Raw genomic sequence first — 25,154 nt, 5'->3', positions numbered from 1 at the left:
AGGAGGACTGCCGCCGTCGTCGTCTAAGCATTAAGTCTTCGGCCAAGCATTAAAGAGCCAGGGCCCCGGAAATCCGGGGCCCTGGCTTTGGCACAACTGCGGGTTAACGCATGGGGTACTGTCGCTCGCCCTCGCCCGTGTAGAGCTGGCGCGGACGGCCGATCTTGGTCTGCGGGTCCTTCATCATTTCGCGCCACTGGGCGATCCAGCCCGGCAGGCGGCCGATGGCGAACAGGACCGTGAACATCTTCTCGGGGAAGCCCATGGCCTTGTAGATCAGGCCGGTGTAGAAGTCCACGTTCGGGTACAGCTTGCGCTCGATGAAGTAGTCATCGGCCAGGGCCTTTTCTTCCAGCCGCATGGCGATGTCCAGCAGTTCGTCGTTGCCACCGAGCTTGCTGAGGATCTCGTGCGCGGTTGCCTTCACGATCCTGGCGCGCGGGTCGTAGTTCTTGTAGACCCGGTGGCCGAAGCCCATCAGCCGGACGCCGGCTTCCTTGTTTTTGACCTTCTCCATGAAGTCCTCGGGCTGCATGTCGGAGGACTGGATCTGGCGCAGCATGTTGAGGACGGCCTCGTTGGCGCCGCCGTGGAGCGGGCCGAAGAGGGCGTTGATGCCGGCGGAGACGGAAGCGAACATGTTCGCGTTCGAGCTGCCCACCAAACGCACCGTGGAGGTCGAGCAGTTCTGCTCGTGGTCCGCGTGCAGGATCAGCAGCAGATCCAGCGCCTTGACCATGGTGGGGTCCATTTCATACGGCTCGGCCGGGAGCCCGAAGCTCAGCCGCATGAAGTTCTCCACGAGATTCATGGAGTTGTCCGGATACAGCAGCGCCTGGCCGATGGACTTCTTGTGCGCGTAGGCCGCGATCACGGGCATCTTGGCCATCAGGCGGATGGTGGACAGCTCCACCTGCTCGTCGTCGAACGGGTCCAGGGAGTCCTGGTAGAACGTGGACAGCGCGGAAACGGCCGAGGAGAGCACCGGCATCGGGTGCGCGTCACGGGGGAAGCCACCGAAGAAGCCCTTGAGCTCTTCGTGCAGCAGGGTGTGGCGGCGGATGCGCTGGTCGAAGTTTTCCAGTTCGGAAGGGGTGGGCAGGTTGCCGTAGATCAGCAGGTAGGAAACCTCGAGGAAGCTCGAGTTCTCGGCCAGCTGGTCAATGGGGTACCCGCGGTAGCGCAGGATGCCGGCGTCGCCGTCAATGTAGGTGATGGCCGACGTGGTGGCCGCGGTGTTCATGAAACCGGGGTCAAACGTGACGGCACCGGTCTGCTTCAGCAGCTTCGAAACGTCGTAGCCGTCATTGCCTTCGGCCGCTTTGAGCCGCGGGAGGTCGAGTTCGCCGCCATCGTAATGCAGGGTAGCACCGGATTGCTCAGTCATTGAGTCCCCTTCAGGAGGTGTATGGAAACTAGCGCACACACGGCGGTATTGGGGCGCCGAACGTATGCATACTCGGGTAAAACGCTACCCGCATAGTGCCCGGGATAACTAATCGTACGGTCACTTTTTGGTCACTAACGCAGGCAACAGAGGCCCGGATTTGTGCTTACGTGACCGCGCGAATCACGTCAAGTCAGCTCAACCGCTCGACGGCGGCGTCGATCCGTTCATCGCTGCCGGTCAACGCAACCCGGATGAACCCCTTGCCCTGTTCGCCGTAGAAGACTCCGGGCCCGACGACGACGCCAAGCTGGGCCAGGCGGTCCACCGTGGTCCAGGTATCTTCGCCCGCGGTTCCCCACAGATACAGCCCGGCCTCCGAATGCTGGATGTCGATGCCGAATTTCCGCAGGGCCGGCAGCAGGCGTTCGCGGCGGCGGCGGTAGAGATCCTTCTGCGCCTGCACGTGGCCGTTGTCCGCCAGCGCGGTGCGCATCGCTTCCTGGATGGGGTACGGGACGATCATGCCGGCATGCTTGCGGCTGTTGATCAGGTTCGGCATCAGCACCGGGTCGCCAGCAATGAACGCTGCACGATAACCGGCCAGGTTCGACTGCTTGCTGAGCGAGTAGATGCTCAAGAGTCCCTCGTGGCTGCCCTGGGCCACGAACGGATCCAGCACGCTGGGAACGGTTTCCCCGCCGCGTTCCGGATCCCACTGGCCCCAGCCCAGTTCGGCGTAACATTCGTCCGACGCAACGACGGCGCCGATAGCCCGGGCCTGGTCCACGATCTCGCGCACCGATTCGCGGCCCCGGACAATGCCGGTGGGATTCCCGGGCGAGTTCACCCAGACGAGCTTAACGCGCCGGCGGACGTCGGGCTCAAGGTCGTCCAGGTTGTCTGCCGCAACAGGGGTGGCGCCTGCAAGCAGCGCGCCGATGTCGTAAGTCGGGTAAGCCACCACGGGCCGCACAACGACGTCGTTCTTACCCAGGCCCAGCAGCAGCGGCAGCCACGCCACCAGCTCCTTGGAACCAACTGTGGGCATAATCGCCGCTGGATCCAGACCGGGAACGTTGCGGCGGCTGGCAAACCAGTCCGCGATCGCTTCACGCAGCGCCGGCGTACCGTGCGTGGTGGGATAGCCAGGGGCGTCCGAAGCTGCCTTCAGGGCGTCCTGCACCACGGCCGGTGTGGGATCTACCGGCGTACCGATGGAGAGATTAACTGCCCCGTCCGGATGAAGCGAGGCCTTTTCGAGATAAGGCTGCATCGCGTTCCATGGGTACTCGGGCAGCCGGAGACCAAAACCTTCCATGCCTACTCTTGGTTCTGGGGAGGAAGCACGGCGATGATCGGGTGGTCCTTGTGCGTGTTGCCGATCTTGGCGGCACCGCCCGGAGAACCGAGATCGTCGAAGAACTCGACATTGGCCTTGTAGTACTCGGCCCACTGCTCCGGAGTGTCATCTTCGTAATAAATGGCCTCGACCGGACACACGGGTTCACACGCGCCGCAGTCCACACACTCGTCGGGGTGGATGTAGAGAGAACGCTCGCCTTCATAGATGCAGTCCACCGGGCATTCTTCAATGCACGCCTTGTCTTTGACATCCACGCACGGCTGTGCGATTACATACGTCACGTCCTTGAGCACCTTTCGTTGTCAGCTACCACCAAGGGTATCGCTTGGTCCATTATCCAACAGCGGCCGAGGTCACACGTACTATGAAGGGGTGAGATCGGCTACGCCCTTGGACTTCCTGCGAGGAGCCGCGCCCGGAACCCGGGTAGTGGTACGCTACCGCCTTGACGACGGCGTTACGGACGCGCTGGGCTACCTGATCAACATGGGCAGCGCCGAGTGCACGGTCCGCACCCGCCGCGGTGACGTGGCGGTCCCGCTGGACCGGGTCGAAGCCGCGAAGGAAGTGCCTCCTCCCCCGGCACCGAGGGCACCCCGCTACCCGGCCCGCTAGCTTCAGGCACAAAATCCGGACTTGTGATTGAGAAACATCAATCGTCGGCTCTGCCTCACGTATGCTGGAAACATGCCAACGGACCAGGACCTTCAAGCTACCGGACGCGCGCTCAGCTCCCCTGTCCGCCTCCGCATACTCCGCCTCTGCCTGCACCGCTCGCGGACCAATAAGGAGATTGCAGAGCTGCTGGCGATGAATCCGGCAACCTCGCTGCACCACGTGCGGACCCTGCTCAACACCGGCTTCCTCGAAGCGGAAGAATCGCGCAAGGGCAACCGAGGGGCCAAAGAAGTTCCCTATCGGGCCACCCGGATGTCCTGGGGCGCCAAAATGCCCGACGCCGCACCCGTGCTGGTCGAGACGTTCCTGCAGGAGATCGACGGGCTCGCCCCGGATGAGATCGAAACCACCCGGATGGGCATCAAGCTCAATGATGCCAACCGCAAGGAAATGATGGACAAGATCCGCGCCGTGCTGGAAGAGTATGCCCGCCGGCCGGCAGATGAGGACGGCACCGCGACGTCGATCTTCCTGGCCCACCACGTGGACCGTACAGCCAACTAGCGCCGCGGTTTGAGCGCCCAGGCGGCGGGCATGATGGCCAGCACGACGGCGACCGCCAGCCCGATCATCCAGATCTTTCCGGCGAGTTCGATGCCCAGCGGCATCTCGGCGGTGGTCTCGGTAACAATGAGCGGATCCCCGAAGACGCTGGTGGCCATGATGCCCACCAGCAGGTAGGTCACCATGCCGGTCAGGCCCGTGGCCAGAACATTATTCGCCCGCATGCCGACCCAGACCATCACCGCGAAAGCGAGAACCAGCGCCAGGACCGCTCCCCAGGGGTAGGCCTGGTCCCCCGCGTAGGCAAGCTGGCCGTGGAGATTGGTGCCCAGCACAGCGGCGATAACGCCACCAACGACGGCGGTGCCCCACCCTGCGAACGGATGTTGCCGCCGTCGTACTCTGGTTCGCAGATCCGGGGCATCCGGGGTTTTAAACGCCGGAGGCAACCCACTTCCATAGTCCGTGGGTTGCCTCTGCTCAGTCATAGGACCAGTTTAGGCCTTGGCGCGGGCGCGGTTTGCCTTGGCCCGTTCGTTGGAGTCAAGAATCAGCTTGCGGATCCTGATGGATTCAGGAGTGACCTCGACGCATTCGTCCTCGCGGGCAAATTCGAGGGACTCCTCCAGGGTGAGGATCCGCGGCGGGGTCAGGTTCTCGAAGCTGTCCGAGGAAGCGGCACGCATGTTGGTGAGCTTTTTTTCCTTGGTGATGTTCACGTCCATGTCGTCGGCGCGGGAGTTCTCGCCCACGATCATGCCCTCGTAGACCTCGGAGGTCGGCGGAACGAAGAAGGAACCGCGTTCCTGCAGGTTGATCATGGCGAACGGCGTCACGACGCCGGCGCGGTCGGCAACCATGGAGCCGTTGGTGCGGTATTCGATCGGGCCGGCCCACGGCTCGTAGCCTTCGGAGATGGACGCGGCGATGCCGGCACCGCGGGTCTCGGTCAGGAACCGGGTGCGGAACCCGATCAGGCCGCGGGCGGGAACGATGAATTCCATCCGGACCCAGCCGGTGCCGTGGTTGGCCATGTTGACCATGCGGCCCTTGCGGGCGGCCATCAGCTGGGTGACGGCGCCGAGGTACTCTTCCGGTACGTCGATGGTCATGTGCTCCATCGGCTCATGGATCTTGCCGTCGATGGTCTTGGTAACCACCTGCGGCTTGCCGACGGTGAGCTCGAAGCCCTCGCGGCGCATCTGCTCCACCAGGATGGCCAGCGCCAGCTCGCCGCGGCCCTGGACCTCCCAGGAATCAGGACGCTCGGTCGGCAGGACCTTGAGCGAGACGTTGCCGATCAGTTCCTTGTCCAGACGGTCTTTGACCTGGCGCGCGGTGACCTTGGCGCCCTTGACCTTGCCGGCCAGCGGGGAAGTGTTGATGCCGATGGTCATGGAGATGGCCGGATCATCGACGGTGATCATGGGCAGCGGCTGCGGGTTATCGGCATCTGTCAGGGTTTCACCGATGGTGATTTCCTCGATGCCGGCGACGGCGACAATCTCGCCCGGGCCGGCTTCTTCGGCCGGAACGCGGGTCAGGCCCTTGGTTGCCAGCAGTTCCGAAATACGCACATTCTTCAGCTCGCCGTTCTGGCGGGCCCAGGCAACCGTCTGGCCCTTCTTCAGGGTGCCGTTGTAGATGCGCAGCAGGGCCAGGCGGCCAAGGAACGGGGAAGCATCCAGGTTGGTCACGTGCGCCTGCAGCACACCGGCCGGATCGTAGGTAGGTGCCGGGATGTGCTCCATGATGGTCGCGAAGAGCGGCTCCAGGTCCTCATTGTCGGGAGCGGTGCCGTCCGCGGGCTGCTCCAGCGAGGCGCGTCCGAGCTTTCCGGAGGCGTAGACAACCGGCACGTTCAACACGGCGTCCAGGTCCAGGTCCGGAACTTCGTCGGAGAGGTCCGAGGCGAGGCCGAGCAGCAGATCCATCGATTCGGCGACGACGTCGTCAATGCGGGCATCGGGGCGGTCGGTCTTGTTGACCAGCAGCACGACGGGCAGCTTGGCAGCCAGTGCCTTGCGCAGCACGAAGCGGGTCTGCGGCAGCGGGCCCTCGGAAGCATCAACCAGCAGCACAACGCCGTCGACCATGGACAGGCCGCGCTCAACCTCGCCACCGAAGTCGGCGTGGCCGGGAGTGTCGATGACGTTGATGGTGACATTTTCACCCTTGGCGGAGGGACCGGAATAGAACACGGTGGTGTTCTTCGCCAAAATGGTAATTCCCTTTTCGCGCTCCAGGTCACCGGAGTCCATGACGCGCTCTTCGACATCGCCATGGCTTGAGAATGCCCCGGTCTGCTTCAGCATGGCGTCCACCAGAGTGGTCTTACCGTGGTCAACGTGGGCAACGATAGCGACGTTACGAAGGTCGCTGCGGACGGCGCTCTGCGTCGACGTGGTGGTTTCAGACATGCGAGAATGCTCAATTCAGGTGGAGAACTAAAGGGACGGCGAAATGCGCAGCCGTGCGCCCTCAAAAGGGGGCATGTATATTCTAGCGGCATAGGCAAATCCTCACCTAATGCAGATTTTCCGGGCACGCCGAACCGGGGCTGCGTATCACGCGCAGCCCCGGCTCTCCATCCACTTAGGTGGGTTTCGGTCAGGCTACCTGTGGAGGCAGCTCCAGACTTGATCCCGGAATAGCCGCCAGCAATGCGCGCGTGTATTCCTGCTCAGGCTCGTCGAAGACCGCATCCGTAGTGCCTGCTTCGACCACCCGGCCCTTCTCCATGACGCAAACATGATCCGCAATCTGCCGCACCACCGCGAGGTCATGGGTGATGAACAGATAGCTCAGCCCCAGTTCGTGCTGCAGATCGGCCAGCAGGTTCAGGATCTGGTCCTGCACCAGCACGTCCAGGGCAGATACCGCTTCGTCGCAGATCACCACTTCGGGATCGAGTGCCAGCGCACGGGCAATGGCGATTCGCTGCCGCTGGCCGCCCGAGAGCTCGTTCGGGAATCTCCGCATGACGGAAGCGGGCAGAGCCACTTGGTCCAGCAGTTTGCGCACTTTGGCTTCGCGGCTCTTTTTGTCGCCGATGTTGTGGACGCGCAGCGGCTCCTCGATGGTGCGGAAAATGTTGTACATCGGATCCAGCGAGCCGTACGGGTCCTGGAAGATCGGCTGGACCCGCCGGCGGAAAGCCAGCAATTCCTTGCCCTTGAGCGAGCCCATATCGACGCCGTCGAACCGGATTTTCCCGCTCGTAGGATCCTCGAGGTTCAGCACCATCCTGGCGACGGTGGATTTGCCCGAGCCGGACTCCCCCACTACCGCCGTGGTGGTTCCGCGTTTGATCGCAAAGGACACATCATCCACAGCTGTGAAGTCGGTGGACTTACCGAACCCTCCCCGCAACTTAAACACCTTGGTCAAGTTGCTGACCTCGATAACGTTGTCGGCTGTTTCCGCGGCGGCCTCTGCGGGAGCGAGCAACTCCCCTGTCTCGATTCCCGCCGCCTTGGCCGACTGGATCCGTCGGGAAGCGAGCGACGGCGCCGCCTCCACCAACCGCTTGGTGTACGGGTGGCGCGGATTGGTCAGAATCTCCTGGGCGGGACCGGATTCCACTACGCGGCCCTTGTACATGACCACCACTTTCCGCGCGCGTTCGGCGGCCAGTCCCAGGTCATGGGTAATCAGCAGCACCGCCGTGCCCAGCTCCGCCGTCATGGTTTCCAGATGGTCCAGGATCTGCCGCTGCACGGTAACGTCCAGGGCCGACGTCGGCTCATCTGCGATCAGCAGCCGCGGACGGCAGGACAGCCCGATCGCGATCAGCGCGCGCTGGCGCATGCCGCCGGAGAACTCATGCGGGAACTGCCTGGCGCGCCGTTCTGCGTCCGGCAGCCCCGCCTCGGCCAGCACCTTGGCGACGTCGGAAGGCCCGGCCGGAAGACCGTTGGCCTTCAGCGTCTCCCGCACCTGGAAGCCGATCTTCCAGACCGGGTTCAAATTGGACATGGGATCCTGGGGGACCATGCCGATGGAACTGCCCCGCAGCTCCACAATTCGCTTGCTGCTGGCCCCCGTCAGGTCTTCGCCGGCGAAGGTAATCCGGCCGCCGCTGACCCTGCCGTTCCCCGGCAGCAGTCCGATGGCGGCCAGTGCCGTCGTGGACTTTCCCGATCCGGACTCCCCCACGATGGCTACCGTCTCACCCGGCATGACTGTCAGATGGGCATCCTTGACTGCCTGTACCTCACCGGTGGACGTGGCGAAGCTGATGGCCAGGTCGCGGATTTCCAGCAGGGGTTCGTTGCTATTGACTTCGTTGATTACTGTCATCGTTTTCTGGCCTTCGGGTCCAGGGCATCCCGGAGAGCGTCCCCAAGCATGATGAAGCTCAGGACGGTCACGGAGAGTGCGGCAGCGGGCCACAGCAGGGTGGAGGGATTCGAGCGCAGGGAAACCTGCGCCGAGGAGATGTCGTTGCCCCAGCTCATCACGTCCGGCGGCAGCCCGATACCGAGGAAGGACAGTGTTGCCTCGGCGACGATGAAGATGCCGAGGTTAACCGTGGCCACAACGATGACCGGCGCCAACGAGTTCGGAATGACATGGCGCACCAGCGCGGCGGGCCGGGAGACGCCCAATGATCTGGCCGCGGTCACAAAGTCCGCGTTCCGCACGGAAAGGACCGCGCCGCGGGTGATCCGGGCAATCTGTGGCCATCCGAACACCGTCAGCGTGATCACCACTGTCCAGACATTTCGGTTTTCCCGGAAGAACGGCAACTGCATGATGATGATGGCGCCAAGAATCAGCGGCAGGGCGAAGAATACGTCGCCCAGACGCGCGATCACTGCATCGAGCCAGCCGCCGTAGAAGCCTGCGATGGCACCAAGGGTTCCACCGATAATCAGTGCCCCCAAGGTGGCGAAGATGCCCACTGTGAGCGACGCCTGCGTACCGTAGACAATCCGGGAAAAGACATCACAGCCCTGCAGCGTGAAGCCCAGCGGGTGTCCGGGTGCCGGATCGCCGTCGGAATTCGCCAGCAGGCAGTTCTGGTTGGGCGGCGTCTGGGTGAAAACGCCGGGGAACAGTGCCACGAAGACAATCAGGACAATCAACAGGGTGGAAATGATGAACAGCGGTTGCTTGCGCAGATTCCGCCATGCCTCGGCCCAGAGGCTCAGCGGCTGTACGTCCTCGGCCACATTGTCCGTGGCCTGGAGCGGGGTCTCATCCAGCGGAGCGACGTAGTGTTCGATCTTTTCAGTGGGTTTCTCAGGCATAACGAATCCTCGGATCAAGCCAGGCGTAAAGAACATCGACCAGCAGGTTTGCCAGGATGTAGACCATCACCAGCACGCTGACAATGGACACAATGGTTGGCCCTTCGCCGCGGAGCACGGACTGGTAGAGCCGCTGGCCGACACCGGGCACATTGAAGATTCCTTCCGTTACGATCGCGCCGCCCATGAGGGCGCCGAGATCCGCTCCAAGGAAGGTGACTACGGGAATCATCGAGTTCCGCAGGATATGGACGACGACGACGCGTTGCCGGCTCAAGCCTTTCGCCGTCGCGGTGCGCACGTAGTCCGCGTGCATATTTTCGATAATGGAGGTTCGGGTTAGGCGCAGCACGTAGGCAAAGGACACCAGTCCGAGCACGATCGCCGGCAGGATCAGGTCAAGCCAACCGGCATCGCCGCCGACCGTGGGCTTGGCCCAGCCAAGTTTCACTCCGACCACAAACTGCATCACAAAACCCAGCACGAAGATGGGAATGGCGATGACGATCAGCGAGGCCACCAGGACGGTGCCGTCGAACAACTTGCCCTTCCGCAGGCCGGCGATGACGCCGAAGATAATGCCGAATACGGCCTCGAAGATCAGTGCCAGGATCGCCAGCCTGATCGTCACGGGGAAGATCTGGACCAGTACTTCGGCGACGGGCCTGCCCGAAAAATCATTGCCCAAGTTAAAGGTGACCAGGTTCTTCAGGTACAGGAAATACTGCACCAGGAACGGCTCGTCGAGGTTGTATTGCTCTCTGAGCTGGGCGGCAACTGCTTCATTGACCGGACGGTCGCCGAACAGCGCCTGAATGGGGTCGCCTGGCAGCGAAAACACCAGGAAATATACGAGGAAGGTTGCCCCGAAGAAGACGGGGATCATTTGGAGGAACCGCCGGATGATGTACCACGTCATTGTGTAGCTTCTTCCGACGGAACCAGCAGGAGACTAGTCATTCACATGCCTGTTCTTTGCGAGTCCGGCACAGCACGGGGGCCGGCCAAAGGATGGCCGGCCCCCGAACAGCCGTTAGATAGTTCTTACTTGCCGGTGATGTTGTGGTAGATCGGGACACCATTCCAAGCGGTGTCGACGTTCTCAACGTTTTCGCTCCAGCCCACCTGCCGCACTTGGTACCACAGCGGGATCGCCGGCAGATCCTGGAGCAGGATCTCCTGCGACTCGTTGAAGATGGCGTTGCCCTGTTCAGGGGTTTCGGCGTTCAGGCCCTCGTTGAGTTTCTTGTCGAATTCCTCGCTGGAATACTGGCCGTCGTTGGAACCAGCGCCAGTGCCGAACAGCGGGCCAAGGAAGTTGTACAGCGACGGGTAGTCCGCCTGCCAGCCCGTGCGGAATGCTCCGGTCATGTCCTTAGCCGTGATCTTGGTACGGACTTCGGCAAAGGTGGCGTACGGTTCAAACTGCGCGTCAATGCCCAGGTCGTTCTTCAGGCCGTTGACCACGGCTTCGATCCATTCCTTGTGTCCACCGTCGGCATTCGATGCGATGGTGAAGGTCTTGTCGCCCCAGGGATCGATTTCATCTGCCTGTTCCCAAAGCTTCTTGGCTTCTTCGGGGTTGTATTCAAGCACTTCGCTGCCGGGAATGCTCTCGTCGTATCCGTCGAGCACAGGAGCGGTGAATTCCGTTGCCGGCTGGCGTCCACCCGAGAAAATGACCTCGGTAATTTCGTCCCGGTTGATGGCCATCGAAATGGCCTTGCGGCGCAGTTCGCCGGCCTCGCCGGTCCACTCATCGAGGTACTGCGGAATGGTGATGGTCTGGTTGCCGGCGTAGGCCTTTTCCAGCCAGCGGCCCTCTCCAAGGTCCGTCTTGAAGTTCGCCAGCGAGCTCGGCGGGATCGTATCGAGCAGATCGAGGTTGTTCGCCAGCAGGTCCTGGTACGCGGCTTCGAAGCCGGAGTAGAACTTGAAGGTGATGCCGCCATTCTTCGGCGTGCGGGTGCCTTGGTAATCAGGGTTGGGCGTCAACGCGATCTGGACATCGTGCTGCCACGCGTCCTCGTCTGCCAGCATGTACGGGCCGTTGCCCGCCGGGTTGTTGCCAAAGGCTTCCATGTCTTCAAAGGCAACCTGCGGAAGCGGCGAGAAGGCCGTGTAGCCAAGCCGCAGCGGCCAGTCGGATTCCGGCTGGGCCAGTTCGGCGGTGAACGTCAGGTCGTCGACGACCTTCAGGCCGGACATCTCGGTCTGGGTACTGCCTTCGGCGCTGACTTCGTCGTACCCGGCGATGCTCTCGAAAAAGTACTGGCCCAGCTGCGCGTTCTCGGCTGCAGCGCCATAGTTCCAAGCATCCACGAAGGAGTTGGCAGTAACGGGCTCGCCGTTCGTGAACGTCTGGTCGGCCTTGAGCTTGATCGTGTAGGTCTGCGAATCCTCGGTCTCGATGGACTCTGCCATCTCGTTGACCGGTTTGCCCTCGGCGTCGTAACTGATGAGTCCTTCGAAGAGGAGGTCCACCACGCGGCCGCCGCCGACCTCGTTCGTGTTGGTTGGGATCAGCGGATTTTGCGGCTCCGTACTGTTGGCGGTAATAACTGCAGCAGCGTTGCCCTCTCCGCCTTCGGTGCCACCTCCCCCGCCGCATGCACTCAGGGCCAAGGCAGCAGCTGCGGCCAGACCAATCAGTTTCGATGTTCGCGCGAAACGCATGTCGATTCCTCTTTGCAGTCGGAACGCCCGGCATCGGATTGCGCCGGACCAACTCTTGGTCGTGATCAGGATATTCCCGACGTGTGACCTCGGTAACAGTATTGGGTTTTCTATTAGGTTGCAATTTGCCCGAAGAGGCGGCCGGCAAGCCCTTTCAGCGCCATTGTCCCGCGTCAGCGCAGGAAAGTGGCGGCATTACCCAAAATCGGGATGTAACGTTTTTGCATCGGAGAAGCGAGCCGCTACCCGGGCGTGTCATGACCCTCTTAATGCGGCTAGGAGAGCTGGCTTAGCGTTGCCTTCCAAAAGGACTTCCAATGGTCCAACTGCTCAGGGGTCTCCAGCTTCTCGTGCTGCAGGGACAGCGCCGACTTACCCGGGGCCTTTTCATAGATGTTGACGTTCACTCGTGAGCCGTCGGCCAGTCCGCAGCGCCAGTAGCGCCACTTGTCGGTTTCACTCAGTTCCGGACCTCGGCTTACGCCCACTCCGGAAAAATCCTCAGCGGCACCTATCAGGGCTACCCACTTGTCCCTCGCCTCGTCCATCGTGCCGGCCACTGTCTTGCTCGCAGAAGTCTGGAACCTGCCATCACAGTCCTGCCCCGGCACACGCCGCCCAATCAACTGCTCAAAAGCGACTGTGGCAGATTGCGCCCACCAGTCCTTGGCCAGACCGGCATCCTGCAGGGCTTGGGCAATCTCCTTATGACTCTTCTCTTTGGCATCGATGGAGGCCAGGAACTCTTCGACCGCGGTCCATGGCCGTCCGATGCCGCGTTCGATCGCCTCGATGTTCATGGTGCGGATCATCGGTCACTCCTTTGTTTCGACCATTCAGTGGGGACCGCAGGGGTCCGGACAGCATCCTTTCACGGTCCGGACCCCGGTGCTATGGATGGTGGGAGATCGTAGGGACGGCCGCCTAATCCGCCGTGGCCAGCAGTTGGGCGCGCAATTCCCTGCGCTCACGCTGTTTGTCCGGATCCGGCAGCGGTACCGCTGCCAGCAGACGCTGCGTATACAGCTCCTGCGGATGGCGGAGTATCTGGTCGCGCGTGCCCTGCTCAACGATGTTGCCGTGCCGCATAACGCAGATCCGGTCAGCCAAGACATCAATGACTGCCAGGTCGTGGGTAACGAAAAGACAGGCGAAACCAAGTTCACGTTGCAGAGTCTGGAAAAGTTCCAGCACAGTGGCTTGGACGGAGACGTCAAGCGCCGACGTCGGTTCGTCAGCAACCATCAGCTTCGGTTCCAAGGACAGGGCCCGGGCAATACCTACCCGCTGCTTCTGCCCGCCGGAGAGCTCGTGCGGATAACGGTTCCGGTAGTTACGGGGCAGCTCAACTTGATCGAGCAGTGTCTCGATGTTCCGTTGCAGGGCCGCACCTTTAGCGACACCGGCAAGGAACATGGGCTCGCCAATGCTTTCACCAATAGGGAGCCTTGGATTCAGCGACGAAGAAGGATCCTGGAAAACCATGCCGACTTGGCGACGGAGTGCGTGCAGTTGCTTGCGGCTAGCGCCCGCTATCTCGCGTCCGACAACTTTCAGGGAGCCCTCGGCCACCGGCAGAAGTCCGACGGCGGCACGGCCGATAGTCGTTTTCCCGGAGCCCGATTCGCCGACAAGGCCAACGACCTGGCCCGGATAGATCGCCAGGTTCGCTCCTTCCACCGCCCGGAACGCCGGCACTCTGCCTTGTTTGGGGTATTCGATGGCGACGTTGGTGAGTTCCAGGACCGGCTCGCCGTGTGTGCTCTCTCTGGCAGCCATGTCCAGTGCCGCCTCGTTAGCGGCTTCCCTGCGCTGCAACTCCGTCTCATCAACCTCGTGAAGCGTAATGCCTGTTGCTGCAGCGAGAGCTGCGGTGATATCGATGTCGTCGCTGCCTGTGTTGTGGCCTCCCAGGTGAGGAACGGCAGCCAGCAGTTGCTGGGTGTATTCATGCCGCGGATCGTTGAAGATCTCCTGTGCCGTTCCCGTTTCGACGATCCGGCCACGACGCATCACGGCGATGCGGTCCGCCAGATCAGCGACCACACCCATGTCATGGGTAATCAGGACGATCGCGCTATCCAGCTTGTTGCGGAGATTGCGCATCAGGTCCAGGATCTCCGCCTGAACCGTCACGTCGAGAGCGGTGGTCGGTTCGTCGGCGATCAGCAGCTTCGGATCACATGACAGCGACTGGGCGATCATCGCCCGCTGCCGTTGTCCGCCAGACAACTGGTGAGGATAGGACCTGAACGCCTTCTCCGGATCGGGCAGTTCGACCAGCTCGAGCAGGCGGATGGCCCGGTCCTTGGCCTCCTCGGGAGAAATGGCGTTGTGCAGGCGCAGCGTCTCCACAATCTGAAAGCCGATGGTGTAGACCGGGTTCATCGCTGTCATCGGTTCCTGGAAAATAACAGCCACGTCATTGCCGCGAAGTTGCCGCAGTTTGTTGGGGTTGAGTCCCAAGATCTCTTTGCCATTGAGCTTCACGCTGCCGCGCACTCGGCTATTGGCCGGCAGCAGTCCCAGCAGCGCCATGGAGCTGGCGCTTTTGCCCGAACCGGACTCACCGACAATGGCGAGCACCTCCCCTGCCGAGACCTGGTAGTTCAGATCAATGGCAGCCGGCACCCATTCCTTCTCAACACCAAAATCGACGCTCAGATCCGAAACCTCCAGCACCGGCGGTTCTGAGCCGCCAGCGGGGGTTCCGGTATAGATGGGGATGGCAGGATCGATCATTTCAGTCATTGCGGGTTTTTCCTTCCAACTGCTCCCAGCCGGCTTGTTCCATTAGTGATGTGGCACACGTCCCTGACACGATGGAAGCATGTCCAGTCATGACACCAACGCTCCTGTTGTTTTCCGGCCGAGAAGTGCCGCTTGGTTGACGGGTGTTGTCTGGCTCGTTGTGTTGTTCAGCGTGCTTTCCGCGGCCGTGACGCATGGATTCCCGGCTCTCGTGCAGCTTGTGCCTTTGGTAGCCCTCGGGTACCTGGCGTGGTGGCTGGCCTGGTATCCCGCCGTCGTTGTTTCCAACGACGGGGTGGCGCTGCGCAATCCTCTGCTGACGGTACAGGTCCCGTGGAATGCCCTGATCATGGTTGATACGAAATACGCGCTGACATTGGTGACCCCAGAGGAAAAGTTCGCCGCATGGGCGGCGCCGGCGCCGGGCATCTTCGGCGTCCAGCGGGCACAGCCGGGGCATGTCCGTGGGCTCCCGGAGGTGACATATGGGCCGGGTGAGTCCGTGCGTCCCGGTGACCTTTCCAATTCGGATTCCGGTGCCGCGGCCTTCCATGTCCGCTCCCGTTGGGCCGAGCTGATCGCGTCCGGCGCGGTGGCGACTGGCGAGGCCGACACTGCCACAGTCGCGAAAAGGCCGAACTGGTTGGTTCTCATTGCGGCAGCAGCCCTGATCGTAGCCAGCATGCTGTCGTTGACCGGCTGAGCACCGCGCATTCAGAAGATTTCCAGCCATCATCTCAGACCTTCGTTGTCCGGAAGCCTTCGGCTCCATGACCATCATCCGGTCCTGCTGCCGCACCTGCTTTCCTGGCATTGAACTTCTTCTGCCGGGGGTCAAAGGCATCCCGCAGTCCGTCGCCGATGAAGTTGATGCACAAGCAAATGGCCACAATAAAAATGCCCGGCCACCAGAAGAGCCACGGACGGGTGGAAAACGCTTCCTGGTTCTGGCTGATCAGCGAGCCCAGCGAAACATCTGGCGCCTTCACACCCATGCCGATGTAGGACAGGCTGGTCTCCAATAGAATGGCAGCGGACATACTCAGCGTCACGCTGACAATGATGACTCCCACGGCGTTGGGCAGAATGTGCTTAAAGATGATTCGTGCGTTCGAGGCGCCCGCGATGCGGGCTGCATCCACAAATTCGCGCTCGCGCAGGGAGAGAAATTCTGCTCGGACCAGCCGGGCGAGACCGGTCCACGCGACGAGCCCGACAAAGAGGCCCAGAAAATAGGGCTGGATTCCGGCTGGAATCCAGCGTGCAGCGAGCTGACCGAGAACGGCTGCCAGAATAATCAGCGGAATCACGATGACGATGTCCGTCAGTCGCATGAGCACCGCTTCGATCCTGCCGCGGAAGAAGCCGGAGACAGCTCCAACCACGACGCCAATCGCGCCGCCTACGACGCCGATGATAAACATCACGGCTACGGAAATTTGCACGCCCCGCATCGTCTGGGCGAAGGTATCCCGGCCCAGCCGATCCTGGCCGAACGGGTGCTCGCCCAAGCTGAACGGGAAGAGCTGCAGTGTTGGCTTTCCGCCATTGGCCAGGTCATTGACCTCGTTATAGGTGAATTTCCACCACCCCGGCAGGCCGAAGAAACCGCCGGCCGAATAAGCCAGAACCAGAATGAGCAAGAACAGCACCAGGCTGATCAGCGCCGCGGTGTTGCCCATGAACCGCTTGCGGACAATCTGGCCTTGGCTTAGTCCGGCTTTTTCTTGATGTGCCGCAGGTTCGGTTGAAACAGTACTCGTGGTGGTCATGCCTTGACCCTCACTCTCGGATCCAGGGCGGAGTATACGAGGTCCGCTATGAGGTTGAAGACGAGCGCCAGGATGCCCGTGACCAGGAAGACTCCCATGACGGGATTCGGGTCAACTCGATCCAGCGCCTGTATGAAGAGTTGCCCCATGCCAGCGAACGCGAAGACCCGCTCCGTGATGACCGCACCGCCGATCAGTCCGCCGATGTCATAGGCCACGATGGTGGCAATGGGGATCAGCGCGTTCCTGAATGCGTGGCGCATAACCACGGTCCGCTCACCGAGCCCCTTCGCCCGCGCGGTACGGATGTAGTCCATGTTCATGATTTCCAGCATCGAAGACCGCGAATACCGGCTGTAGGAAGCCAGCGATATCAGCAGGAGGGCAATGGTGGGCAGGAGCAGGTGGGTAAAAGTGTCCAAGCCGTGCACCCAGAAGTCGCCCTCCAGATTCGGCGTCTCCGCTCCGATGGTGGCGATGGGCCGACCGTTGACTCTGTTGTTGTTGAAGTATGCAGGCCACGCCTGCATGTACCGGTCCAGAAAGACCAGTCCTGCGGTCAGGAACGACGTAATGACTGCCGCGCTCATGTTCTGGCGTCGGTCGTATCCGCCCATGACGTATCCAACGCCCAGCCCTACCAGGATTGTGGCTACGGCCAGCAGGAAAACCATCAGGCCCGTTGCCTGGGCCAGCAGCGGCTGGATGGGAAAATACAGCAATATTCCGACGGCCACCATTGTCAGGGACGAATACAGTGCCCGCCGGTTCTTCAAGCCCGCGGTCAACAAGGTTGCGCCGAAGGCGATTCCTGCACCTGTGACTGCAATAACCGGCAGCCCAAGCCCTGGCGAGCTGAACCAGGATGTCGCCGACAGCAGCCAGAGTACGCCGCCGGCCAGCACGAACCCGATGCCAGCAGCCTTGAGTCGGGCCGGCACTGTTCCACGGGCGCAGATGAACCAGATCAAGGCGCTAACCACGCTCACGATGATTATGGTTACCAAGGGGATCTGCGGTTCCCGCAGGAAGTTGTTGAACCCGATGGCAACGTATTCCTTGAGCAGAACTGCTACCCAGAAAACCGGCAGCGAGAAGAAGAGGAACGCCATAAAGGTGACACCATAATCCAGCGTGCTGTACTGACGCAGCGCTGTCACAATGCCGAGCGAAACGCCGATAAGCACCGCCAGAATTGCCGCCGCGCTGACCAGAAGTATCGTCATGCCCATCGCTCTGCCCAGCGCCTCGGTCACGGGCTGTCCGGTGATGGAAAACCCGAGATCGCACTGCCCGGCGAACGGCACCAGGCATTTTGCTGCGCCTCCCAACCAGTGGAAATAACGTATGGGTGCAGGCACATTCAGGTCCAGAAGCTCGATACGCTGCTGGATGAGCTCTTCCTTATTCGGCTGGTTGCTCGTGCGTAGGTCAGCAAGAGGGTCGCCGGACAGTGCTGTTAGCTGATAAACCAAGAATGAGGCACCCAGGAGAATCAGTACGGCTGTGAATAGCCGCCGCACAATATAGGTCACCATCGTATGTATAAACCTCGTTTTCACTTCCCGGACGACGTAATCCGGTTGCCCGCCGCTGGACCCCGATCTGCGAGGGAAGATCCAGGGCCGCAATGGGTCAGGGACGTTTCAGGAGACTGCAAAGGCGCCGGGACCGTTGATGCATATGGTCCCAGCGCCTTGCAGTATCCTGCGCGTTAGAACGTACGGGAGTTACTCGCCCTTGACTTTCCAGTCCCAGAAGTTCCAGAAGACACCGGTCTGGTTCGGCTGGTAAACAACGCCTTCGACACGTTCGCTGTTGTAAGCATCCAGCCCCACCGATTGGAAGAGCGGCAGGCCGTAGAACGAGTCCCACACCAGCTTGTCGATCTTGGTGATGATCTCATCCTGTGCAGCAGCGTCCGTGGTGACCATGAGTTCGTCCATCAGCTTGTCGGCCTCCGGATCGGAGAAGCCGTTGTAGTTTGAGCCGCTGTCCGTACGGAAGATCTGCGGTACGCCGCTGACCCCAACGCCGGAGTTGATCCAGCCGTAGATGGACGCATCATAGGTGCCGGTTCCCAGGGCAGCACCCCAGTCAGAGGCGCCAAGACCGCCGTCGACAATTTCGAACCCTGCCTGCTCGGCAGATTCCTGGATCAGGGCAAAGGCATCGACGCGGTTCGGGTTGTCCTTGTTGTACATGATCCGCACTTCGGGAGTCTCACCGTTGAGCAACTCCTTGGCGCCCTCGATATCAGCTTCCTGGTAGGCCCCTGAGCCGTTGGAGGCCGCGGATGCTTCATAGGCTTCCTGGGCAGGAACGAAGAACTGCGAGTCCAGCGGTGCAGCGTCTTCCTTCAGCGGCTTCACGATGCGGTCCACGATGGTCTGCCGTGGAACAGCTTTCATGAAAGCTTCCCGGACGTTCTCGTCTGCGAAGACACCCGTGTAATTGAGGTCGATATGGTCGTAGGCCAGCTGGTCATCAACTTCTACCGTGACGCCTTCAATGGATTCGAGCAGTTCGACGGTGTCCGCGGAGGGCTGGGGTGCGATGATGTCCACCTCGCCGTTCTCCAGCGCCTGGACCTGGTCGGGGGCGGCCCCGATGAACCGGACCGTAATTTCGTTCACGTTCGGGGTGGGGCCCCAGTCATAGGACTCATTACGCACCAGGGTGATTGACTGGTCCGGCGTGATGCTGTCCACTACGAAAGGCCCGCTGGAGAGATACAGCGATTCTTCGCTGGGCAGGGACTTCGTGTCGAATCCAGTGTTATAAACATCAGCGACTGCCTGCAGCTCGGCATTCGGGTCGGCAGGGTTCTCCGCGTCACCGCGTTCCAGTCCCTGGATGAGGTCGATAAGGGCTTGCTCGTCAGCCAGACCGGCCTTTTCAGCAATGACATGCGCTGGCATGCCGATACCGCCGTCGTTCAGTCCACCGAAGACAATCTCCCAGTCGGCGTACGGCTTGGAGTAGTTCAATGTGATGGAGCGGCCGTCGTCGCCGATCTCGGGGATCTCGGTCAGAGCCAGGCCGCTCGTGTCGCCGGCATAGTCGAAGTAGGAAGTCCCTTCGGTGACTTCACCTGTTTCCGGGTCGACCGTCGCATCATTGGCGTAGCCGGATTCGGAGACCCAGTTCAGCATGAGGTCGGCCGCGTCGACGGCATTGCCGTCAGACCACTGGACGCCATCGTTGACTGTGTATTTCACGACCAGTGGGTCATCGGAAAGCTTCTCGTACGTTCCGAATTCTTCGTTCCGGACGACGTTGAGTTCATTGTCGATGTGGTAGAAACCGCCGCGGGTCATGTAGGCGATCTTGCCGTTGATATCAACGTTGCCTGCGGCGGTGTCCGAGTTGAACGAACTGAACGCATTGGTCTCAGCGACGCTAATGGTTCCACCGGTAGCCGCGGTATCGCCTGCACCTTCGGATGCGGTATTTCCGCCACCCGTCGACGCGCAGGCACTCAGTGCCATAGCCGCAACAGCAGCAACACCGATTGCTTTGGAAGTACGTCCGAAACGCATTCCGCCTCCTAGTTCCTCAGAGTGATGTGTGTGGCCGGTTCGCCGATCGGGATCCGGCAAAAGCACGGATTGGTTGCCCCTGAATGACTGCCATGGAAGTGGCGTGCCTCACATGCAATAGAGCGTAAACCGTTACACCTACTCTTGGGTATAAAAAAGTTGCTTCACAACGGGTTGTTATCGAGATGCAACCAAACGGCGGCGCAACACAACGTCGTGAACGAGCCTCCCCACTCCGAGAAGAAGATCAGCTGATCCGCGTAAACACGCGGAAGGAACGGGCAAAAAAGAACCAGCGGCTCCGCTCTTGTCGAGCCGGAACCGCTGGGTGGGAGGAATTTTAGTTATTGGTTGCTAACCGGTTTCACGCATTGCGGCAGCAAGCGGGCAAGCTACATCCACTTCACGCCGTCCTTCTCGTACTCCCGAATGCGATAGCCAATCATCCTGCTGAGCACGGCTGCGGGTACAGGTTCGCCGTACGGCAGCTGTATCGAGCCTTTCCCTGTCTTGTATCCATCAGTGAGCTGGTCGCGGAAAGCATCTAGGGTGGACGGCGTGAAGACGAAATTTGCGTGCTTCTGATGGCCGCTGAAGACGAATAGGATTGTTCCCAGGGAGTAGGCAGGGTGGCCCCATTTCAGTCCTTCGGTGGCGTTGGGAGCGCCGGCGCGGCTTATTTCCCGCAACTCCCGAAGCCGCAACTGGACGTCCTCAGCGAACGAACCGATGTACTCGTCAACGCTCTTATGCTGCATGGTCATAGGACTACCTTGCCATCGGCGGCACAGACTTAGACGTTGAACCTAAATTCCACGACGTCGCCGTCGGACATGACGTATTCCTTGCCTTCGATCCTGACCTTGCCGCGGGCCTTGGCCTCTGCCATCGAACCGGCGTCGACGAGATCGGCGAAGGAGACCACTTCAGCTTTGATGAAGCCGCGCTGGAAATCGGAGTGTATGACTCCGGCTGCCTGCGGAGCGGTATCGCCCTGGTTGATCGTCCAGGCGCGTGCTTCCTTCGGCCCGGCCGTCAGGTAAGTCTGGAGGCCCAGCGTATGGAAGCCGACCCTTGCCAGCTGGTCCAGACCGGATTCATCCTGGCCGTTCATCTCCAACATCTCGCGGGCTTCTTCCGGTTCCAGCTCCACCAGATCCGACTCCAGCTTCGCGTCAAGGAACACGCAGTCCGCCGGAGCCACCAGTTCGCGCAACTCCGCCTGGCGCTCGGTGCTGCCCAAAATCGTGTCATCGACATTGAAGACATAGATAAAGGGCTTGGCCGTCAACAGGCTCAGCTCCCGCAGGTTTTCGACGTCGAGCTTGTCGCTCTCGACGGACGAGAAGATCGTGTCCCCGCGCTCAAGCACCTTCCGGGCTGCCTCCATGGCGGCCAGTTCAGCGGCGTCGCGCTTCTTGATCTTCACTTCTTTTTCAACCCGGGGCAGTGCCTTTTCCAGCGTCTGCAGATCCGCCAGGATCAGTTCGGTGTTGATGGTTTCCAGATCGGAGCGCGGGTCCACCTTGCCTTCAACGTGGACCACATCGGGGTCGTCGAACACACGGATGACCTGGGCGATGGCCTGGGCTTCACGGATGTTGGCAAGGAACTGGTTGCCCAGCCCTTCGCCTTCGGAGGCGCCCCGGACAATGCCGGCGATATCGACAAACGACACGGTCGCCGGCAGGATGCGCTGGGAGCCGAAGATCTCGGCCAGCCGATCCAGCCGGGAATCCGGCAGGGGCACCACGCCAACATTCGGCTCGATGGTCGCGAACGGATAATTCGCCGCCAGAACCTGATTGCGGGTCAGTGCGTTGAAGAGAGTTGATTTGCCGACGTTGGGCAGTCCGACGATGCCAATAGTAAGAGCCACGGTATCCAAGGATACCGGTGAGGTACCCGGCTCAGCGATTCGGCCGGAACGGTGGCGCAAACGACGCCCCGGCTTCGCCTAAATTGTCATAGCCGGCTGGCATGGTTGAGCTATGGATGCGTTTCAGATTGTGCTCACATTGCTCATGCTGGTTATTGGGGCAGCGGCGGGGGCCGCGGGAACTGCGGTGGCCTACCGCCGCAGGGTCGCAGTGCTAGCGGAAGAAATTGACGACGCCGGTGCCCGGCTTGGCAACGCAACGGCCCGCTTGGCGGCGGCAGAGGCGGAAAGCCGGTTGCTCGTCCAGCAGAACCGGCAGCTTACCGCCAGCAGCGAGCAGGACAACTCTGTCCTTCGCGCCCTAGTCCCGGTGGGGGAAAAGCTGAAGACCGTCCAGCAGCAGGTCAGTGTGCTTGAGCGGGACCGCATCGAGCAATTCGGCCAGCTGGCCGAGCAACTTCGCGCTGCGCAACTCAACGATGAGCAGTTGCTGCGCTCCACACAGACGCTGACGGCGGCATTGCAGTCAAACTCCGCCCGCGGACAGTGGGGAGAAGTTCAGCTCCGCCGGGTGGTGGAGGCCGCCGGCATGCTGGCCCACGTGGACTTTAGCGAGCAGGTCCATCTGGTGGGGGCCGAGCGTACCCTTCGGCCTGACATGCTGATCCATTTGCCCGGCTCCAAATCACTCGTGGTGGATGCCAAGGTGCCGCTTCGGGCATATTTGGAAGCTCAGGAACTTCCGTCCTTCGGCTCCGCGGAGGAACGTGAAAAGCGGGCCGGCCTGCTGACTACACACGCCAAGGCCGTCAAGGCACACGTTGACGCCCTCGCAAACAAGAAATACTGGGACGGAGTGGACGCCTCCCCCGAGCTCGTCCTGTGCTTCCTGCCCGCCGAGTCCGTTCTTTCGGCTGCCTTGCACAGTGAACCGGGCCTGTTGGATTACGCCTTCTCCCGCAATGTCGCTCTGGTCTCCCCCGTCTCCCTGCTGGCAACGCTGAAGTCGGTTGCCTTCACCTGGCGCCAGGAAGTCCTCACCGAGAACGCCCGGGAGATCTTCGAGCTTTCGCGTCAGCTCTACGACCGGCTGGGCACCCTTGGTGAGCATGTGACGAAGCTTGGCTCGTCCCTGAAGGGATCGGTGGAAAAGTACAACGCCTTCGTCGGAACTCTGGAGTCCAGAGTCCTGCCTACAGCGCGGAAGATCAGTGCGTTTGACCCGTCCTCGCTGAAGGAAGCACCCGCGCCCCAAGCCTTGGAGAGCACACCACGGCTGTTGGCGGCACCGGAGCTCATTGTGGATCAGGAGCGCAGCGCTTAGCCATTGAAAGCGCAGCGCCCCGGCCCGCCACGTCTAGTGTGCGGGCCGGGCGCCCCTGCCACCAAGGCCGCGTGAAACGTCGCCCTTTTCCTTGAGAGTGGCACGCAGTTCCTTGGGCAGCGAGAACAAGATGTCCTCTTCCGCGGTAACCACTTCCTCAACATCGGCATAACCGTAGTCAGCAAGGAGGCTCAGAACTTCGCGCACGAGAACCTCCGGCACGGAGGCTCCTGAGGTCACACCGACGGTGGAGATGCCTTCAAACCAGGACTCGTCTACCTGGTTCGCGAAGTCGACGCGGTAGGAAGCCTTGGCGCCGTATTCCAGAGCCACCTCCACCAGGCGCACGGAGTTGGAGGAATTCGCAGACCCCACCACGATGACCAGTTCCGCCTGCGGGGCGATCTTCTTGATCGCAGCCTGCCGGTTCGAGGTTGCATAGCAAATGTCGTCGCTGGGCGGATCCTGCAGAGTCGGGAAGCGCTCCTTGAGCAGGTTGACGGTCAGCATTGTCTCGTCCACGCTCAGCGTGGTCTGCGACAGCCAGATCACCTTGTTCGGATCACGGACCTGAACCTTGTCGACATCTTCAGGACCGTTCACGATCTGGATATGCTCAGGAGCCTCCCCAGCGGTTCCCTCGACCTCCTCGTGGCCCTCATGTCCGATGAGCAGAATGTCGAAATCGTCCTTCGCGAAACGAACGGCCTCCCGGTGCACCTTCGTCACCAAGGGGCATGTAGCGTCGATCGTCTGCAGCCCGCGCTCGTCGGCAGACTGCACGACGGCCGGCGAAACACCGTGGGCGGAGAAGATAACCAGTGCGCCCTCGGGCACCTCGTCGGTCTCTTCGACAAAGATCGCGCCCTTTTCTTCCAACGTGCTGACCACATGGAGGTTGTGCACAATCTGCTTACGCACGTAAACCGGCGGGCCGTAATGCTCGAGTGCCTTTTCGACGGCGATGACGGCGCGATCGACGCCGGCGCAGTACCCGCGTGGAGCAGCGAGCAGGACTTTTCGGCGGCCTTCGACCAGTGCGGCGGAGGCAACGTCTTCGGGGCTGCGGCGCCTGCGCGGAATAGTGGGCATCGGAACGGAGACAGCAGTGCTACTCATACCTCCATGCTAGCCGTTAGACCTTTCGACCCGAGAGCTGGCGGGCTGTTACACCAATCACCGCGGCCGCCAATCCCGCCCCCGCGAGCACGACGGCCCAGGGCTGGAATGACGTTGCCGCGAGTTCGACGAACCGAGCGGTGAAGACATCGGCAACAGGGCCGGCGGCATCGTGTTGCGCCGCCATATCCGGGGCCGCCTCCGCTGCCAGCCAGAACCCGACGCTGAGAATGACGGCGCCAATACCAAGCCAGGCAAGGGCAGTCGACGCCCTCCGCGCTACCAACAGGGTCAGCAACAGGCCGGCCAACGCTCCTGCCGCAATCCAGCGCCACTCGTTGGCAACACGCTGTACAAGGTCGACGGATTGCTGCTGATCTGCCTGGCCGATATCGACGATGAGCTCCTCTTGCACGGGGATCTCTGTGCCCAAGGTGTCCGCTACCCGCTGAATCGCCAAGGCCGCTATGGGAGCGATATCAAGCCGGAGCGCCCCTTCATCCGGGCCTTCTGCCTCCAGCGTCAGGGTATGGGACTTCGCCAAAGCTTCATTCCACGCCTGCGGGAACTCTTCCAATCCGGTGACGGCTCCGGCCGCTCTGGCGATAATCGGGTCAACCAACTCCTGGAGCCCCGGCGGCAACTGGCTTTGATTGCGCACCTCTTCCGCGATCGCCGCCGCCAGCGCGCTGCGGAACTGGGCGTCCTGCCCCATGGGTGCCGCCAATTCGACGAAGCCTTGCTGGTTCGTCAGGTTCTGGCTGCTCCACGCCGCCGGCACCGCGACGGCTGTCATCACCAATGTGACCAGGCCCAGGACCAAGGCAAGGACGGTACGCATCCGCAGGCTCCTCTCCGCCGGCTTCCCGAGAGGCGCAGGATGCCTCTTGGGATAAGTAGA

The 25,154-nt window shown here is 61.4% G+C and carries 22 protein-coding genes; 4 read left to right on the top strand and 18 right to left on the bottom strand.

Translation table 11 applies throughout. The features are described from left to right. Nucleotides 1-103 precede the first annotated feature (103 nt). The 3 genes from AC5RWO_RS10040 to fdxA all read right to left on the bottom strand — a co-directional run bounded on the left by AC5RWO_RS10040 (nucleotide 104) and on the right by fdxA (nucleotide 3,034). Entirely contained in the window at nucleotides 104-1,387 is a 1,284-nt protein-coding gene (locus AC5RWO_RS10040; RefSeq protein WP_139004734.1) for a citrate synthase, read from the bottom strand. 193 nt (nucleotides 1,388-1,580) lie between these two features. Then, nucleotides 1,581-2,708: a succinyldiaminopimelate transaminase gene (dapC, locus tag AC5RWO_RS10035; protein WP_498731233.1), complete on the bottom strand. Its 1,128-nt coding sequence runs from the start codon at nucleotides 2,706-2,708 to the stop codon at nucleotides 1,581-1,583. A gap of 2 nt (nucleotides 2,709-2,710) precedes the next feature. After that, the gene (gene fdxA, locus AC5RWO_RS10030; RefSeq protein ID WP_074703313.1) at nucleotides 2,711-3,034 is read right to left on the bottom strand and encodes a ferredoxin; all 324 of its coding nucleotides are present in this window, start codon (nucleotides 3,032-3,034) and stop codon (nucleotides 2,711-2,713) included. Between the two features lie 91 nt (nucleotides 3,035-3,125). Between fdxA and AC5RWO_RS10025 the strand changes: the two genes are divergently transcribed. Together AC5RWO_RS10025 and AC5RWO_RS10020 are read left to right on the top strand one after the other, a co-directional pair. Then, nucleotides 3,126-3,368, top strand: coding sequence for a putative acetyltransferase (locus AC5RWO_RS10025; protein ID WP_498731232.1), 243 nt, complete (start codon nucleotides 3,126-3,128; stop codon nucleotides 3,366-3,368). Between the two features lie 72 nt (nucleotides 3,369-3,440). Beyond that, complete coding sequence (locus AC5RWO_RS10020; RefSeq protein WP_498731231.1) at nucleotides 3,441-3,935, top strand: ArsR/SmtB family transcription factor; 495 nt, start codon at nucleotides 3,441-3,443, stop codon at nucleotides 3,933-3,935. On the opposite strand, the gene AC5RWO_RS10015 is transcribed toward AC5RWO_RS10020, so the two are convergent. The 8 genes from AC5RWO_RS10015 to AC5RWO_RS09980 all read right to left on the bottom strand — a co-directional run bounded on the left by AC5RWO_RS10015 (nucleotide 3,932) and on the right by AC5RWO_RS09980 (nucleotide 14,608). After that, the gene (locus tag AC5RWO_RS10015) at nucleotides 3,932-4,384 is read right to left on the bottom strand and encodes a hypothetical protein (RefSeq protein ID WP_498731230.1); all 453 of its coding nucleotides are present in this window, start codon (nucleotides 4,382-4,384) and stop codon (nucleotides 3,932-3,934) included. The two genes, AC5RWO_RS10020 and AC5RWO_RS10015, sit on opposite strands and share 4 nt — an antisense overlap. Nucleotides 4,385-4,432: 48 nt before the next feature. Continuing rightward, nucleotides 4,433-6,355, bottom strand: a complete 1,923-nt coding sequence (typA, locus tag AC5RWO_RS10010) for a translational GTPase TypA (RefSeq protein ID WP_498731229.1) — start codon at nucleotides 6,353-6,355, stop codon at nucleotides 4,433-4,435. 190 nt (nucleotides 6,356-6,545) lie between these two features. Further along, nucleotides 6,546-8,237 (bottom strand): dipeptide ABC transporter ATP-binding protein, encoded by a 1,692-nt coding sequence (locus tag AC5RWO_RS10005; protein WP_498731228.1) that lies wholly within the window; start codon nucleotides 8,235-8,237, stop codon nucleotides 6,546-6,548. Next, nucleotides 8,234-9,190, bottom strand: coding sequence for an ABC transporter permease (locus tag AC5RWO_RS10000; RefSeq protein WP_498731227.1), 957 nt, complete (start codon nucleotides 9,188-9,190; stop codon nucleotides 8,234-8,236). The genes AC5RWO_RS10005 and AC5RWO_RS10000 overlap by 4 nt, the downstream gene beginning before the upstream one ends. Further along, entirely contained in the window at nucleotides 9,183-10,109 is a 927-nt protein-coding gene (locus tag AC5RWO_RS09995) for an ABC transporter permease (protein ID WP_139004726.1), read from the bottom strand. The genes AC5RWO_RS10000 and AC5RWO_RS09995 overlap by 8 nt, the downstream gene beginning before the upstream one ends. A gap of 125 nt (nucleotides 10,110-10,234) precedes the next feature. Further along, nucleotides 10,235-11,866, bottom strand: coding sequence for a peptide ABC transporter substrate-binding protein (locus AC5RWO_RS09990; protein ID WP_498731226.1), 1,632 nt, complete (start codon nucleotides 11,864-11,866; stop codon nucleotides 10,235-10,237). A 275-nt stretch (nucleotides 11,867-12,141) separates the two neighbouring features. Next, nucleotides 12,142-12,678 carry a hypothetical protein gene (locus AC5RWO_RS09985; RefSeq protein WP_498731225.1) on the bottom strand — a complete coding sequence of 179 codons (537 nt, stop codon included), beginning with the start codon at nucleotides 12,676-12,678 and terminating at the stop codon, nucleotides 12,142-12,144. Nucleotides 12,679-12,790: 112 nt separating this feature from the next. Further along, nucleotides 12,791-14,608: an ABC transporter ATP-binding protein gene (locus tag AC5RWO_RS09980; protein ID WP_498731388.1), complete on the bottom strand. Its 1,818-nt coding sequence runs from the start codon at nucleotides 14,606-14,608 to the stop codon at nucleotides 12,791-12,793. An 88-nt stretch (nucleotides 14,609-14,696) separates the two neighbouring features. Between AC5RWO_RS09980 and AC5RWO_RS09975 the strand changes: the two genes are divergently transcribed. Next, nucleotides 14,697-15,320 carry a PH domain-containing protein gene (locus tag AC5RWO_RS09975; protein WP_498731224.1) on the top strand — a complete coding sequence of 208 codons (624 nt, stop codon included), beginning with the start codon at nucleotides 14,697-14,699 and terminating at the stop codon, nucleotides 15,318-15,320. Nucleotides 15,321-15,354: 34 nt separating this feature from the next. Here the strand turns inward: AC5RWO_RS09975 and AC5RWO_RS09970 are convergent, their stop codons facing one another. The 5 genes from AC5RWO_RS09970 to ychF form a co-directional block, all read right to left on the bottom strand. After that, on the bottom strand, nucleotides 15,355-16,389 hold the full coding sequence (locus AC5RWO_RS09970; protein ID WP_498731223.1) for an ABC transporter permease: 1,035 nt from the start codon (nucleotides 16,387-16,389) through the stop codon (nucleotides 15,355-15,357). Next, a complete protein-coding gene (locus AC5RWO_RS09965) occupies nucleotides 16,386-17,927 on the bottom strand; it encodes an ABC transporter permease (RefSeq protein WP_498731222.1) in 1,542 nt (513 codons plus the stop codon). The genes AC5RWO_RS09970 and AC5RWO_RS09965 overlap by 4 nt, the downstream gene beginning before the upstream one ends. A 192-nt stretch (nucleotides 17,928-18,119) precedes the next feature. Next, nucleotides 18,120-19,931 (bottom strand): ABC transporter family substrate-binding protein, encoded by a 1,812-nt coding sequence (locus AC5RWO_RS09960; protein ID WP_498731221.1) that lies wholly within the window; start codon nucleotides 19,929-19,931, stop codon nucleotides 18,120-18,122. Nucleotides 19,932-20,323: 392 nt separating this feature from the next. Next, nucleotides 20,324-20,695, bottom strand: a complete 372-nt coding sequence (locus AC5RWO_RS09955) for an iron chaperone (protein WP_498731220.1) — start codon at nucleotides 20,693-20,695, stop codon at nucleotides 20,324-20,326. Nucleotides 20,696-20,724: 29 nt separating this feature from the next. Further along, nucleotides 20,725-21,810: a redox-regulated ATPase YchF gene (ychF, locus tag AC5RWO_RS09950; protein ID WP_498731219.1), complete on the bottom strand. Its 1,086-nt coding sequence runs from the start codon at nucleotides 21,808-21,810 to the stop codon at nucleotides 20,725-20,727. A 112-nt stretch (nucleotides 21,811-21,922) separates the two neighbouring features. Between ychF and AC5RWO_RS09945 the strand changes: the two genes are divergently transcribed. Then, nucleotides 21,923-23,134, top strand: coding sequence for a DNA recombination protein RmuC (locus AC5RWO_RS09945; RefSeq protein ID WP_498731218.1), 1,212 nt, complete (start codon nucleotides 21,923-21,925; stop codon nucleotides 23,132-23,134). A 33-nt stretch (nucleotides 23,135-23,167) separates the two neighbouring features. Here the strand turns inward: AC5RWO_RS09945 and AC5RWO_RS09940 are convergent, their stop codons facing one another. After that, nucleotides 23,168-24,253, bottom strand: a complete 1,086-nt coding sequence (locus AC5RWO_RS09940; RefSeq protein ID WP_498731217.1) for a 4-hydroxy-3-methylbut-2-enyl diphosphate reductase — start codon at nucleotides 24,251-24,253, stop codon at nucleotides 23,168-23,170. 16 nt (nucleotides 24,254-24,269) lie between these two features. After that, nucleotides 24,270-25,094 (bottom strand): hypothetical protein, encoded by an 825-nt coding sequence (locus AC5RWO_RS09935; protein ID WP_498731216.1) that lies wholly within the window; start codon nucleotides 25,092-25,094, stop codon nucleotides 24,270-24,272. Nucleotides 25,095-25,154: the final 60 nt, after the last annotated feature.

This window comes from Arthrobacter sp. B055-34, from assembly GCF_059090425.1.
Note: the sequence above shows the minus strand (reverse complement) of the source record. Positions and strands in the feature narration are given on the sequence as shown.

What these genes read in the sequence shown, in the direction of transcription:
- AC5RWO_RS10040 (WP_139004734.1), bottom strand. Translation starts at nt 1,387, where the DNA reads ATGACTGAGCAATCCGGTGCTACCCTGCATTACGATGGCGGCGAACTC.
- dapC (WP_498731233.1), bottom strand. Translation starts at nt 2,708, where the DNA reads ATGGAAGGTTTTGGTCTCCGGCTGCCCGAGTACCCATGGAACGCGATG.
- AC5RWO_RS10020 (WP_498731231.1), top strand. Translation starts at nt 3,441, where the DNA reads ATGCCAACGGACCAGGACCTTCAAGCTACCGGACGCGCGCTCAGCTCC.
- typA (WP_498731229.1), bottom strand. Translation starts at nt 6,355, where the DNA reads ATGTCTGAAACCACCACGTCGACGCAGAGCGCCGTCCGCAGCGACCTT.
- AC5RWO_RS10005 (WP_498731228.1), bottom strand. Translation starts at nt 8,237, where the DNA reads ATGACAGTAATCAACGAAGTCAATAGCAACGAACCCCTGCTGGAAATC.
- AC5RWO_RS10000 (WP_498731227.1), bottom strand. Translation starts at nt 9,190, where the DNA reads ATGCCTGAGAAACCCACTGAAAAGATCGAACACTACGTCGCTCCGCTG.
- AC5RWO_RS09995 (WP_139004726.1), bottom strand. Translation starts at nt 10,109, where the DNA reads ATGACGTGGTACATCATCCGGCGGTTCCTCCAAATGATCCCCGTCTTC.
- AC5RWO_RS09990 (WP_498731226.1), bottom strand. Translation starts at nt 11,866, where the DNA reads ATGCGTTTCGCGCGAACATCGAAACTGATTGGTCTGGCCGCAGCTGCT.
- AC5RWO_RS09985 (WP_498731225.1), bottom strand. Translation starts at nt 12,678, where the DNA reads ATGATCCGCACCATGAACATCGAGGCGATCGAACGCGGCATCGGACGG.
- AC5RWO_RS09980 (WP_498731388.1), bottom strand. Translation starts at nt 14,608, where the DNA reads ATGATCGATCCTGCCATCCCCATCTATACCGGAACCCCCGCTGGCGGC.
- AC5RWO_RS09975 (WP_498731224.1), top strand. Translation starts at nt 14,697, where the DNA reads ATGTCCAGTCATGACACCAACGCTCCTGTTGTTTTCCGGCCGAGAAGT.
- AC5RWO_RS09970 (WP_498731223.1), bottom strand. Translation starts at nt 16,389, where the DNA reads ATGACCACCACGAGTACTGTTTCAACCGAACCTGCGGCACATCAAGAA.
- AC5RWO_RS09965 (WP_498731222.1), bottom strand. Translation starts at nt 17,927, where the DNA reads ATGGTGACCTATATTGTGCGGCGGCTATTCACAGCCGTACTGATTCTC.
- AC5RWO_RS09960 (WP_498731221.1), bottom strand. Translation starts at nt 19,931, where the DNA reads ATGCGTTTCGGACGTACTTCCAAAGCAATCGGTGTTGCTGCTGTTGCG.
- AC5RWO_RS09955 (WP_498731220.1), bottom strand. Translation starts at nt 20,695, where the DNA reads ATGACCATGCAGCATAAGAGCGTTGACGAGTACATCGGTTCGTTCGCT.
- AC5RWO_RS09945 (WP_498731218.1), top strand. Translation starts at nt 21,923, where the DNA reads ATGGATGCGTTTCAGATTGTGCTCACATTGCTCATGCTGGTTATTGGG.
- AC5RWO_RS09940 (WP_498731217.1), bottom strand. Translation starts at nt 24,253, where the DNA reads ATGAGTAGCACTGCTGTCTCCGTTCCGATGCCCACTATTCCGCGCAGG.
- AC5RWO_RS09935 (WP_498731216.1), bottom strand. Translation starts at nt 25,094, where the DNA reads ATGCGTACCGTCCTTGCCTTGGTCCTGGGCCTGGTCACATTGGTGATG.